12 protein-coding genes and 3 pseudogenes are annotated in these 11,159 nt (G+C 69.7%); 8 read left to right on the top strand and 7 right to left on the bottom strand.

Annotated elements, in window-relative coordinates:
- Nucleotides 1–389: pseudogene (locus ABZ656_RS08320) on the top strand (hypothetical protein); the annotation flags it as partial.
- A gap of 93 nt (nt 390–482) precedes the next feature.
- Here ABZ656_RS08320 and ABZ656_RS08315 read toward each other — a convergent pair.
- Nucleotides 483–923: a DUF6194 family protein gene (locus ABZ656_RS08315; protein WP_101407399.1), complete on the bottom strand. Its 441-nt coding sequence runs from the start codon at nt 921–923 to the stop codon at nt 483–485.
- Nucleotides 924–970: 47 nt separating this feature from the next.
- Between ABZ656_RS08315 and ABZ656_RS08310 the strand changes: the two genes are divergently transcribed.
- Nucleotides 971–1,720 (top strand): MerR family transcriptional regulator, encoded by a 750-nt coding sequence (locus ABZ656_RS08310; protein ID WP_360265743.1) that lies wholly within the window; start codon nt 971–973, stop codon nt 1,718–1,720.
- On the opposite strand, the gene ABZ656_RS08305 is transcribed toward ABZ656_RS08310, so the two are convergent.
- Entirely contained in the window at nt 1,721–2,197 is a 477-nt protein-coding gene (locus tag ABZ656_RS08305) for an ArsI/CadI family heavy metal resistance metalloenzyme (RefSeq protein WP_101407401.1), read from the bottom strand.
- 67 nt (nt 2,198–2,264) lie between these two features.
- A complete protein-coding gene (locus ABZ656_RS08300) occupies nt 2,265–3,674 on the bottom strand; it encodes an NAD(P)-binding domain-containing protein (protein WP_360265740.1) in 1,410 nt (469 codons plus the stop codon).
- A 387-nt stretch (nt 3,675–4,061) separates the two neighbouring features.
- Here ABZ656_RS08300 and ABZ656_RS08295 point away from each other — a divergent pair, with 387 nt between their 5' ends.
- Complete coding sequence (locus ABZ656_RS08295; protein WP_101407403.1) at nt 4,062–4,427, top strand: metalloregulator ArsR/SmtB family transcription factor; 366 nt, start codon at nt 4,062–4,064, stop codon at nt 4,425–4,427.
- Between the two features lie 278 nt (nt 4,428–4,705).
- Here the strand turns inward: ABZ656_RS08295 and ABZ656_RS08290 are convergent.
- The 3 genes and pseudogenes from ABZ656_RS08290 to ABZ656_RS08280 form a co-directional block, all read right to left on the bottom strand.
- Nucleotides 4,706–5,493 (bottom strand): annotated as a pseudogene (locus ABZ656_RS08290) (NAD(P)-binding domain-containing protein); the annotation flags it as partial.
- Nucleotides 5,490–6,272 carry an MIP/aquaporin family protein gene (locus tag ABZ656_RS08285; RefSeq protein ID WP_101407404.1) on the bottom strand — a complete coding sequence of 261 codons (783 nt, stop codon included), beginning with the start codon at nt 6,270–6,272 and terminating at the stop codon, nt 5,490–5,492. The gene ABZ656_RS08285 and the pseudogene ABZ656_RS08290, both read right to left, overlap by 4 nt.
- Nucleotides 6,273–6,339: 67 nt before the next feature.
- Nucleotides 6,340–6,654 carry a metalloregulator ArsR/SmtB family transcription factor gene (locus tag ABZ656_RS08280; RefSeq protein ID WP_101407405.1) on the bottom strand — a complete coding sequence of 105 codons (315 nt, stop codon included), beginning with the start codon at nt 6,652–6,654 and terminating at the stop codon, nt 6,340–6,342.
- Between the two features lie 82 nt (nt 6,655–6,736).
- Here ABZ656_RS08280 and ABZ656_RS08275 point away from each other — a divergent pair, with 82 nt between their 5' ends.
- The 5 genes and pseudogenes from ABZ656_RS08275 (at nt 6,737) to ABZ656_RS08255 (ending at nt 9,408) form a co-directional block, all read left to right on the top strand.
- Nucleotides 6,737–7,417 carry a three-helix bundle dimerization domain-containing protein gene (locus tag ABZ656_RS08275; RefSeq protein WP_360265736.1) on the top strand — a complete coding sequence of 227 codons (681 nt, stop codon included), beginning with the start codon at nt 6,737–6,739 and terminating at the stop codon, nt 7,415–7,417.
- A gap of 11 nt (nt 7,418–7,428) precedes the next feature.
- Nucleotides 7,429–7,848: an arsenate reductase ArsC gene (locus tag ABZ656_RS08270; RefSeq protein WP_101407406.1), complete on the top strand. Its 420-nt coding sequence runs from the start codon at nt 7,429–7,431 to the stop codon at nt 7,846–7,848.
- The gene (locus tag ABZ656_RS08265) at nt 7,845–8,183 is read left to right on the top strand and encodes an FAD-dependent oxidoreductase (RefSeq protein ID WP_360265733.1); all 339 of its coding nucleotides are present in this window, start codon (nt 7,845–7,847) and stop codon (nt 8,181–8,183) included. The genes ABZ656_RS08270 and ABZ656_RS08265 overlap by 4 nt, the downstream gene beginning before the upstream one ends.
- Before the next feature lie 48 nt (nt 8,184–8,231).
- Nucleotides 8,232–9,026, top strand: a pseudogene (locus ABZ656_RS08260) (FAD-dependent oxidoreductase); the annotation flags it as partial.
- A 97-nt stretch (nt 9,027–9,123) separates the two neighbouring features.
- Entirely contained in the window at nt 9,124–9,408 is a 285-nt protein-coding gene (locus tag ABZ656_RS08255; protein WP_218978398.1) for an NAD-binding protein, read from the top strand.
- A gap of 7 nt (nt 9,409–9,415) precedes the next feature.
- Here ABZ656_RS08255 and ABZ656_RS08250 read toward each other — a convergent pair whose 3' ends face one another.
- Nucleotides 9,416–10,939: an FAD-dependent monooxygenase gene (locus ABZ656_RS08250; RefSeq protein WP_360265730.1), complete on the bottom strand. Its 1,524-nt coding sequence runs from the start codon at nt 10,937–10,939 to the stop codon at nt 9,416–9,418.
- Nucleotides 10,940–11,159: the final 220 nt, after the last annotated feature.

The following is an 11,159-nucleotide window of genomic DNA, read 5'->3' as shown; positions in this document are numbered from 1 at the left end:
GAAACCCAGGGGTGCACGGGTATGCCGCCGCCGGAAACCCAGGGGTGCACGGGTATGCCGCCGCCGGAAACCCAGGGGTGCACGGGTATGCCGCCGCCGGAAACCCAGGGGTGCACGGGTATGCCGCCGCCGGAAACCCAGGGGTGCACGGGTATGCCGCCGTCGGAGGGCACCACGAGCCCGGCCTGGACCTGCTTGAGGTCCACCCGTCGGTCCTCCGGTCGCCGGGCGAGCCGGTCGGCGAGGACCCGGGGAACGTCGACCTGACCGGCGAAACCCTCACCTCGACCAGCTCGGCCCGGGTGACGGCCTCCACCCGGGCCGCACTCGGCTGGGTCCAGGTGTTGTGGGAATCCTGCGACCTGACGGCAGGCGAGCTGCCCGATTGACGCCTGCGCCGACCGGTTGACGATGACTTCCCGGTCGTACGGTCGGAGGTCAGACTCCGAAACGAGGCAGCCGGTCGGGGGCGAGGTCCTCACCTACTGCCTTGCACGAGCGGCGTCGTGGGCGCTGCGTAGAAGCTGCACGGCCGTGTCCGTTGTCCTCTCACCAGGATTGACGACAGAGATCCAGCCGAGTGCCCCGTATACCGGGTGCGGCATCACGCTGTCGGCGGCTGCGTAGTCGCGAGGTCGGGTGAGGCTGCGCGGCTCCTCCCCCGTGAGCTCCCGGAACGTCGCACGGTCGGCGTGGATGTTCAAGCGCCAACGGCCCGGAGGGGCAAGGTCGGAAGCGGCGTCGTCGGGGTAGTTCTTGATGACGATCGTTCCGTAAGGCTGGACGTTCTGAGGCATCTGGCCGTCGGGGGCGTAGTAGAAGAACGCATCCCCCCATGCGAGCTCGGGGAAGTCGCTGCCCGGCTCCGGGATGACCACGAGCGCGCCGGCGAAGCCTCGCACGGTCGCGATGATCTGTTCCATACTCATGGTTCAAGCATCACCTTCAAGTGCTTATGTGGGGTTGGCTGATGGGCGAGCTGGTGAGCGGTTCGCAACGGGTACCGCTCCGAACCGCCGATGTCGCCATGGAGTCGGGGTACTCGGTGCAACAGGTTCGCGACCTGGAGCGGCTGGGAGTCATTCCCCCAGCCGCTCGATCGAGCAACGGTTACCGTTCCTACACACCGCTGCACGTGCACGCCCTTCGCGCCTACCGAGGACTCGCAGGTGCTGTTGGCCCTGTCACAGCCCGGCAGATGCTCGCGGAACTGCGAACAGAGACGATCGCGGAGGCAGCCTCAGCGATCAACACGGTCCATGTTCGGCTCGCGCGGGAACGAGAGGAGGCCCTGCGCGCTCAACAAGCGTTGCGTACGATCCAGGCCGAAGCGAACACACCCGAGTTCGAGCAAGAGAGTGACGCGATGACGATCACAGAGCTCGCCGGAGCGCTCAATGTACGTCCCTCCACCCTGCGGTTCTGGGAGCAGGAAGGGCTTGTCACCCCCGAGCGAGTGACGTCGCTGCGAGCACGCCGCTACGGTCTTTCAGTCGCCAGAGCGGCCCGAATCGTTGCGGCCCTCCGCAGCACCGGTTACAGCGTTCCCGCAGTGCGCGAGATCATGGACTCCCTGCACCGACTCGACGGCCTGGGAGAGACCGAACGCATCCTGCGACAGCGTCTTGACCAGATCGCCACACGGTCCGTGGCGCTACTTCGAGCGGGCGCAGACCTGGCAGCCGTCGTCACGGCCGCCCGGGAACCGACGACCACCTAGTCATTGAGGGGTTGGTCGGGGTGTGGGCGAGCTCGACGTTGTCGGCCTCGGCCCAGTCCGCGACCCGGCGGCATCGCAGCAGGTGCTGCCCTGCTGCTTGGTCAGGGTGTCGGCGTCGGCCTTGACGACGTACACCTCCCATGGTTCCTGGCCGGGGCCGTGGACCCACACCTTGTCCTGCAGGGCGTAGCAGCAGGTGGTGTCGTCCTCCGCGTCGGTCGCCAGGCCCTGGTCTGTGAGACGGGTGGTCGCGGCGTGGACGGCTTCGGAGGATTCGACTTCGACGCCGAGGTGGTCCATCCGCGTGTCCTCGCCCGGCGAGCCCTGGACAAGGACGAGCTTCAGCGGGGGTTCGGCGACGGCGAAGTTGGCGTAGCCGTCGCGGAGTTTGGCCGGCTTGGTGCCGAACAGCTTGCTGTAGAAGGCGATCGAGGCCTGAAGGTCGGGGACGCGCAGGGCGAGTTGTACTCGGGACATGGCGATCCTCCTGCCGTAGGAGTGGAAGTGCCCCGGCCATGGCGGCTGGGGCAGCCGGGGTTCAGGCTCAGCAGCAACCACCGGACGATGAGTCCTCGGTGGCAGCGGCCGTGGTGGGGGCACCGATGCCGAGCTGTACGAGTTGCGGTGCCGGGGTGCAGCAGCCTCCGCCGTCGCTCTGGCCTGCCGCGGGGTCGTCGAAGAGGCCGGCTCCTCCGCACACTCCTGTTTCGGGGAGGGTGAGTTCGACGCGGTCTGCGGATTCGAGGTCTCCGGCGATGGCGGCGGTGACGGAGCGGACCTGCTCATAGCCGGTCATGGCCAGGAAGGTGGGGGCGCGGCCGTAGGACTTCATGCCGACCAGGTAGATGCCGTGTTCGGGGTGGGACAGCTCCTTGTGGCCGTGCGGGTAGACGGTGCCGCAGGAGTGCTGGTTGGGGTCGATGAGCGGCGCCAGGCCGAGGGGCGCCTGGAGGCGTTCGTCGAGGCCGAGGCGGATCTCGGAGAGGAAGGCGAGGTCGGGGCGGAAGCCGGTCAGGACGATGACCTCGTCGACCGGGTCGAGGCGTCGGCTGTCCTCGCCGACCAGGATGAGCCGTCCGTCGTCCGCCCGCTCGATGGCCTCGGTGCGGAATCCGGTGACCGCGTCGGCGTATCCGTTGTCGACCGCGGCCTTCGCTGCCAGCCCCAGCGCGCCGCGGGCGGGCAGCTGGTCGGCTCCGCCGCCGCCGAACGTGGAACCGCTGATGCCACGCCGCAGCAACCACACCACATGCGTGCCCGACTCGTCCTTGGCGACGTCCGCGAGGGTGGCCAGCGCGGTGAAGGCGGAGGCGCCGGAGCCGATGACGGCGGTGCGCTTGCCCGCGTAACGAGTGCGGACGGCCGGGTCCTTGAGGTCGGGGACGCGGTAGGTGACGCGGTCGGCAGCGGCCCTTTCTCCGAGGGCGGGCAGACCGCTGGCCCCGGCCGGGCCGGGTTTGGTCCAGGTGCCGGAGGCGTCAATGACGGCGCGCGCGAAGATGCGCTCCTCCTCGCCGTCGGCGGTGGTGAGGTGCAGGACGAAGGGCTGGCTTTCGCGGTCGGCGTCGACGATACGGTCGCGTCCCGCGCGCGAGACCCCGGTCACCGTGGTGTGGTAGCGCACACGGTCGCCCAGGGCGTCGGCCAGCGGCTGCAGATACTGCTCGGCCCAGTCGCCACCGGAGGGGTACGTGGCCGCGTCGGGCTTGGTCCAGCCGGTCGGTGCGAGGAGCTTCTCGGCGGCCGGGTCAGTGACCTCGCCCCAGGTGGAGAACAGCCGGACATGGCCCCACTCACGCGCCGCGGCCGCCGCGGCCGGCCCGGCTTCCAGGATCAGAGGCTCGACGCCGCGTTCGACGAGGTGGGCGGCGGCAGCCAGGCCGACGGGGCCGGCTCCGATGACCGCGACGGGCAGTTGGCCGGTGGTGAGCCCTTCGTCAGAAGCCACAGTCACGACGATTCCCCTTTGCTTCGACGTTTGTCGATGTCTTGCGCGGCCAGCATCGCACCTGATTCGACATGCGTCAACATAGACATTCATCGAAACTGGAGATCGATTGCGGAGTCACCGACATTGCCGTCAGCGGTGACGGCCAGCTCCTTCGGCAGCCTGGGCGAGCACGCCCACCCACTATCACTACGTCGCGAAAGCGTGCCCCTCACGCACCCGCGCCTGACGCATGCCGGGCCGGCGGGGCAGCCCAGTCCGCCGTCGATCTCCCTGTGCGGCGCGATTCGCGGTGCCAGCGGCCCGCCGTCGCCCGGCCGTCCATCCGGCCGGAGCCGGGCTGACCCCGGCGCGACCCCACCTCTCTGATTCGACATGTGTCAACATAGACGCATGTCGAATACGAAGGTTCTGCCGCTGCTCGAACCTGATGCTGCTGAAGCGGTGCCACCATGCTGCCCGCCGCTGACGGAGCGTCCGCTGAGTGCCGAGGAGGCGGAGCGGACCGCGGCGATGTTCAAGGCGCTCGGCGACCCGGTGCGGCTGCGGCTGTTCTCGCTGGTCGCCTCGCACGAGGGCGGCGAGGCGTGCGTGTGCGACATCTCCGACGTCGGCGTCTCCCAGCCGACTGTCTCCCACCACCTGAAGAAGCTGAAGGAGGCCGGGCTGCTGGCCTCCGAGCGGCGCGGCACCTGGGTGTACTACCGGGTGGAGCCGTCGGTGGTGGCTGCCATGGCACAGATGCTGAAGATCGCCTGATAGCCGTCACCGGACGGCCACCAGAGGGCCATGGGCATGGACATCCCCTGGGCGCGCAACGAGTTGGCCCGGTTTCTCCATCTGACTGACTACGAACCCCCAGAACCGCCATGCACCGGAAGCGCCGCTCCGGCCCTCCCCGGTCCCCGAAGGCGGACCGACCCCGGCTGCGGCTCATGGAGGACGACGGGAGCGACACCTTCCGCAGTGTCCACCGCGGAGCCATGGCGTTTGCTGAAGAGTGTTACGCGGCGATCCGCAACCCCAACAGCCATGAGGTCGCCGTAGCCGAGCAGGTGCAGGCGTGGTTCGGCCACGGCCCGGGTACCGGCGGTGAGGATGTGGCCACGCGTGTCCCGCAGCTTGAGTGGGGCGAGGTGGGAGAGTGCCGGGCGGAAGCCTGTACACCAGATAATCATGTCGGCCTCGGCCCGTGTCCCGTCGGCCCATTCGACGCCTCCTGGGAGGAGGCGGGTGAACATGGGCGTGGCCTTGAGCAGGCCGCGGTCGCATGCCGCGCGTACGGGCGGGACGGCGACGATGTCGCCGGGCGAGGTGACGCCACCAGTGTCCGTACGGCCCTCGTCGAGGGTGCGGCGGCGGGCGGTGGCGGCGTCGAACAGAGCGCGGCCGTCGATGTCGTCGGCCAGGAAGCGGGGCGGCCGGCGGGTGACCCGGGTCAGCTCGGTGTCGTAGGCGAGGTCGGCGGCGATCTGCGCGGCGGAGTTGCCGCCCCGGCCACGATCACGCGGCGACCCGCGACCTCCTGCGGCGTGCGGTATTCGACGGTGTGCGGCTGCGCGCCGCCGAAGTCCCCTCGCCCGGGCACCGCCGGGAGGAAGGGCCGCCACCAGGTACCGGTCGCGCTGATCACCGTCCGTGCGCTCCAGGTCCCCAAGTCGGCCGCCACCCGCATGCAGCGACTCCCAGGTGCGCTGCCAGGCACCACCCGGCGTGGGCTGGGCATCGAGGATGACGAACTCGATGCCCATCGGTGCAGGTGGTATCCGGCGGTGAGTCCGGCCTGGCCACCGCCGATCACCACAGCCTGCGTCGTCTGTGTCATGCGGCGGGCTGCTCGGCCTCGGGTCGGCCGGGCATGAAGATGAGCGCCACCAACGCCAGTCCGACCACCGCGCCGAGGAGTTGCATGCCGATGAAGCCCGCGACCGAGCCCGGCGCGATGCCCGCGAAGGTGTCGGTGAAGGCGCGGCCGATGGTCACCGCCGGGTTGGCGAAGGACGTGGAGGAGGTGAACCAGTAGGCGGCGCCGATGTACGAGGCGACGGCCACCGGGGCGAAGCGCAGCCGGTCGGTACGGGCCAGGCCGAAGATCAGCAAGATCAGCCCGGCAGTGGCGACGACCTCACCGAGCAACAGGTGCCCTGCCGAGCGGTCGTGCGTGGACCACTTCACCAGCTGCTCGCCGAACATCGCGTCGGCCAGGACGGCGCCCGCGATCGCGCCGACGATCTGCGCGGGGACGTACACAACCGCTTCCCGAAGCGTGACTCCGGCGCCGCCCCGCCGTGCCGTCCACCACTCGGCCAGCGTGACGGCGGGGTTGAAGTGCGCGCCGGAGACCGGACCGAGCAGGGCGATCAGGACGCCGAGCCCGAAGACGGTGGCCAGCGAGTTGGCCAGCAGCTGGAGGCCGACGTCGTGGGTCAGCTCGGTGGCCTGGATGCCGGAGCCGACCACGACCGTTACCAGGGCCGCCGTGCCGACCAGTTCGGCGGCGGCCTTGGCGACCAGCGGGGTGCGGGACGGGGTGGCCCCCGGGGCGGGCTGCGGTTCGCCAACGGGTATGACGGTCCCCGCAGCGGGCTCGTGGGTGGCGGTCAACAGGACTCCTCGGTGCGGTCGCCTCGGGCGACGGGTACTCGGGCGACAGGGGGTCAGGGGCCGGTGATCAGGGGCAGGACCGTTTGACGTTGTTCTCGGCGGTGACACGCGCGGTCTCCGCGAGGTCGGTGAACTGGCCGGCGAGGGATGCGATGACGTCGGGCTTGAGCCGGTAGTAGGTGAACCGGCCGCACGGCTCGGTCTCCACGACCCCGGCTTCGCGCAGCACCTTCAGATGGTTGGAGAGGTTGGTCTGCTTGACGCCCGTCTCCTCGATCAGGTGCGTGCTGCAGAGCGTCTCCTGGGCGAGCAGGGTGACTATCTGGAGCCGGAGCGGGTCGGCCAGAACCCGGATCAGATCACTGTCGACTGATGCCATCATGGACTGATACTTTCACATCATTCGGAGCTGATATCAGTTTGTGCTGAACCCTGGGATCCGCAGCCCGTCGAAGGGGTTTCTCATGACTTCGTCCCCACCCCCCGTCCTGCCCGATGAACGCCTCGCGGCCGGAGCCGTCCGGCTCGCCGTCCGCTACCGGGGCCGCTTCTCGTCCGAGACCGTGCAGCGCCTCGTCGCCGACTCGTACGCCGAACTCGCCGAGCACGCCCACGTACGTACCCACCTGTTCGTCCCGGCGGAACGCTTCGCGGCCGAGCGGCTGGACGCGCTCGCCCACGTCGAGGCAGCATCCGGCGTCGGGCTGCCGCGGGTGCTGTTCCTCCCCAGCCACAACGCGGGACGCTCGCAGATGGGCGCCGCGCTCCTGGCCCCCCCGCGCACAAGATCATGTGGTCGTTTCTCGGGTGGCACGCACCCGGCCGCCACCGTGGAACCGGTGGTCGCGCAGCCCATCACCGAGGCCGGCGCGCACATCGCGAACGCCTTCCCCGAACCGCTGACCGACGAGGTCGTCCAGGCCGCCGACATCGTCATCACCAGGGGCTGCGGCGACGCCTGCCCGGTAGTGCCCGGCCGCCGCTACCTGGACTCGCCCGTCGCCGACCCCGAGGGCGCACCGATCGGCGTCGTCCGCGTCATCCGCGACGAGATCGACGCCCACATCACCGAACTGCTCGACTCCCTGCCGAGCCGCCGGCCCCTGTCCCGCACCACCGGGCGCACCACCCGATCCACACCATGAAGGAAGAACCGATGTCCTCCAGCCCGCTCGCCTCCGTGCTGTTCGTCTGCGTCCACAACGCCGGGCGCTCGCAGATGGCCGCAGGATTCCTCAACCACCTCGCGGGCGACCGGATCGAGGTACGCTCCGCCGGATCCATCCCCGGTGACCAGGTCAACCCGGCCGCGGTCGAGGCCATGCAGGAAGTCGGCGTCGACATCGCCGACGCCGAGCCGAAGATCCTCACCACCGAGGCCGTCCAGGCGTCGGACTACGTCATCACCATGGGCTGCGGCGACGCCTGCCCGGTCTTCCCCGGCAAGAAGTACCTCGACTGGGCGCTGGAGGACCCGGCGGGCAAGGGCGTCGAGTCCGTCCGCCCGATCCGCGACGAGATCAAGACCCGCGTCGAGGCCCTGATCGCCGAGATCGACGCCAAGCAGGAGGCGTGACCACGGTGACCGCGAGAGATGACGTACGCGAGGTCATCGGCTCCGGCCCCGCCGGATACACCGCCGCCCTCTACACCGCCCGCGCCGAACTCAAGCCCCTTGTCTTCGGCGGCGCCATCTTCGTCGGCGGCGCGCTGACCACGACGACCGAGGTCGAGAACTTCCCCGGCTTTCCCGAGGGCGTCGACGGCCCGGTGCTCATGGAGAACACGCGGGCTCAGGCCGAGCGGTCCGGCGCCGAGATGGTCGACGACTACATCGGCGAGGTCGACCTGACCGGCGGCATCAAGACCGTCACCGACACCGCGGGCAGGGTGCACCGGGCCAGGCTGTGATCGTCGCCACCGGGTCCGGCTACCGCAAGCTCGGCCTGCCCAAGGAGGACGAACTGTCCGGCCACGGGGTGTCCTGGTGCGCGACCTGCCGCGACCTGCGACGGGTTCCTCTTCCGCGACCGCGACATCGTCGTGCTCGGCGGCGGGGACACCGCCATGGAGGAGGCCACCTTCCTCACCCGCTTCACCCGCTCGGTGACCGTCGTGCACCGCCGCTCGACCCTGCGCGCATCCCAGGTCATGCAGAACCGCACCTTTGCCGATGACAAGGTCTCCTTCGCCTTCGACAGCGAGATCGCCGAGATCGCCGAGATCAAGGAAGCGGACGGCAAGCTCGCCGGGGTCGTGCTCCGAGACGTCGTCACCGGCCAGACCCGCGACCTCCACATGACGGGCCTGTTCATCGCGATCGGCCACGACCCGCGCACCGAACTGTTCAAAGGCCGACCGGAGTTGGAACGTTGTCCTGTTGTCTCGGGCGGCGCGCACTGTTACTGGAGGTCCATCGTGTCCGGCAAGCGCATCATCGCGGTCGGCGGCCGCGATGCCGGAATCAGCGCCGCGCTGCGGGCCCGCGAGCTCGATCCGGACAGCGAGTTCATGGTCGTCGTGGCCGACGTCTACCCGAACTTTTCCATCTGCTCCATCTGCGGCATCCCGTACTACGTCTCCGGTGAAGTAACCCGCTGGAGCAACCTCGCCCACCGCACGGCCGAGGACCACAAGGCCACGGGCATGCATGTGCGTACGAACGCGTTGGCCACCACGATCGACGTGCCGGCAAGACCCTCTCCGTCCGCGACGAGGACGGCCACGTCGAGGACCTCCGCTACGATGCGCTGATCGTCGACACCGGCGCGGGCAGCGTCCGGCCGCCGGTCCAGGGGCTGACCGGCCCGGACGCCTCGGACCGCAGGACGGTGTCCACCTGCTGCACAGCATGGGTGACACCTTCGAGGTGATGCGGAGCATCGAGGAGCGCCAGCCCGCCAAGGCGGTGGTGATCGGCGCGGGCTGCATCGGCCCGGAGACGGCCGAAGCACTCACCACCCGCGGCATCCAGGTCACACAGATCGAGGCCCTGCCCGAGGTGTTGCCGACCGTCGACCCCGAACCGGGTTCGCCGGTGTGCACCGAGCTCGTCGAGCACGGCCTGGAGGCCAAAGCGCGCAAGCCTGGGACCGGGAGCGTCACCTGCCAGCCACGGGCCGACCCGGTCGGATGACGATCGGTCAGCCCGTGGGCAGCCAGCAGTCCAGGTAGGCGCGCAGACCTTCCAGATGCGTGCCGCGCGCCACGTAGCCGACGTAGCCGTCAGGGCGCACCAGGGCCTGTGCGACGTCCGGCCAAGGGCTCTCCTCGTTGAGCCGGTGCACGCTGACCAAGTCGGCTCGCCCGCGCAGGACTGGGGCAAGCCGTTCGTCGGGCCAGAGGTCAGGCGCTCCGGACAGGAGCAGGTGATACCCCCGCCCTGCGGTCCTTGCCTGGAGTCCGCGCGGCGAGTCGGGCAGCCGGTCCCCGGCCCGGGGACCTCTCTTGGACGAGCGTGGTCCAGTGCTCGATGCAGGGCTGTGGCGGTAGTGGATGCCGAGTTCGGAGACTGTACGGAAGACACGACCACGCATTCCGGTAGCGCGTAGCGCCAACGGGAGCAGTCGCGGGGCGAGTTGTGTGCGGGCCAGCCGGATGGCCGGGTTGCGGCTGGTGGCGATGGTGAAGGCGCGGTCGGTGAAGCGCAGGACGCTGCGGCCGACCGGGGCGCGCTCGGCTTCGTAGGTCTCCAGCAGTTCCTCGGGCGCGGCGCCCTGGCAGACGAGGGCGAGCTTCCAGCCCAGGTTCAGCGCGTCCTGGATGCCGGTGTTCATGCCCTGCGCGCCGGCCGGGCTGTGGATGTGCGCCGCGTCCCCGGCCAGGAAGAAGGGTCCCGCACGATACCGGGTCGCACCGCGGTTGTGGAGCCGGAAGTCAGTCATCCAGGCGGGGTCCCGCAACACCAGCCGGTCCGTGGTGTATACGTCGACGATCTCCTGCAGCAGCCCGACCTTCACCTCGGTGTCCGGGGTGCCGGGTGGCCGCATCGCGAGCATCCGCCAGGTCGCGGGCGAGCCGAGCGGGAAGAAGAGCAGTATCCCGGTCCCGGTCATGTACGCGTGTACGGCTCCTGGCTCCAGCCCGTCGACCTCGAGATCGGCGAGCAGGAACACCTGTGGATATGCGGAGCCCTCGAAATCGATGCCCGCTTGGGTGCGCACGGTGCTGTGGGCGCCGTCGCAGCCCACGACGTACCGCGCGTCCACGGTCTCCTCTTCGCCACCCCTGTGCCGCAGCCGACAAGAGACGTACGAGCCCTTGGGCTCCAGTTGGACCAGCTCGGTGCCGCGCTCGATCACCACACCCTGCGCGGCGACGTGCCTCGACAGGACGTCCTCGGTCTCGGCCTGCGACAGGAACAGCAGGAAGGGGTACGCGGTGTCGGCCAGCCCGATGTCGAACAGCGGCATCTGCACCACGCGCCGCGGTAGGTGAATCCGCAACCGCATCGTGGGGTTGCCACGGTCGACGAGGTCGTCCGTCACCCCGAACCCAGCCAGCGCCTCCAGTGTGCGGGGCTGGATGGCCAGGGCCCTCGACTCGTGCGCCCGGTCCAGGGAGCGGTCGAGGATCCGGAACCGGGTCGCACAGGCACGCAATTGCGTGGCGAGCGCAAGCCCCGTTGGACCCGCACCCACCACCAACACGTCCAGCGGTGCCGTCATGAGGCCACGGTAGTACTGGGAGGTCATCACCGGCTGCCGGCGGCCCTTGGCCGGATCAGCCGGGCGGGGCCCACCGACGACCGCCCCTCCCATCTGGCCGACGAAACTGTGGGGCACTGTACGAGAGGGCCGAGTCGCTCCCCGGGGCCGTTTCCACTTGGGGCCGTTTCCTCTTGGGGCCGTTTCCCTTGGCATCTCCGGGCCGTCGCCGGACCCGCTC

The organism is Streptomyces sp. NPDC007095, assembly GCF_040634475.1.
GTDB lineage: Bacteria > Actinomycetota > Actinomycetes > Streptomycetales > Streptomycetaceae > Streptomyces.
This window is presented reverse-complemented; position numbering and strand designations above follow the sequence as displayed.

What these genes read in the sequence shown, in the direction of transcription:
- ABZ656_RS08315 (WP_101407399.1), bottom strand. Translation starts at nt 923, where the DNA reads ATGGAACAGATCATCGCGACCGTGCGAGGCTTCGCCGGCGCGCTCGTG.
- ABZ656_RS08310 (WP_360265743.1), top strand. Translation starts at nt 971, where the DNA reads ATGGGCGAGCTGGTGAGCGGTTCGCAACGGGTACCGCTCCGAACCGCC.
- ABZ656_RS08305 (WP_101407401.1), bottom strand. Translation starts at nt 2,197, where the DNA reads ATGTCCCGAGTACAACTCGCCCTGCGCGTCCCCGACCTTCAGGCCTCG.
- ABZ656_RS08295 (WP_101407403.1), top strand. Translation starts at nt 4,062, where the DNA reads ATGTCGAATACGAAGGTTCTGCCGCTGCTCGAACCTGATGCTGCTGAA.
- ABZ656_RS08280 (WP_101407405.1), bottom strand. Translation starts at nt 6,654, where the DNA reads ATGATGGCATCAGTCGACAGTGATCTGATCCGGGTTCTGGCCGACCCG.
- ABZ656_RS08275 (WP_360265736.1), top strand. Translation starts at nt 6,737, where the DNA reads ATGACTTCGTCCCCACCCCCCGTCCTGCCCGATGAACGCCTCGCGGCC.
- ABZ656_RS08270 (WP_101407406.1), top strand. Translation starts at nt 7,429, where the DNA reads ATGTCCTCCAGCCCGCTCGCCTCCGTGCTGTTCGTCTGCGTCCACAAC.
- ABZ656_RS08255 (WP_218978398.1), top strand. Translation starts at nt 9,124, where the DNA reads ATGGGTGACACCTTCGAGGTGATGCGGAGCATCGAGGAGCGCCAGCCC.
- ABZ656_RS08250 (WP_360265730.1), bottom strand. Translation starts at nt 10,939, where the DNA reads ATGACGGCACCGCTGGACGTGTTGGTGGTGGGTGCGGGTCCAACGGGG.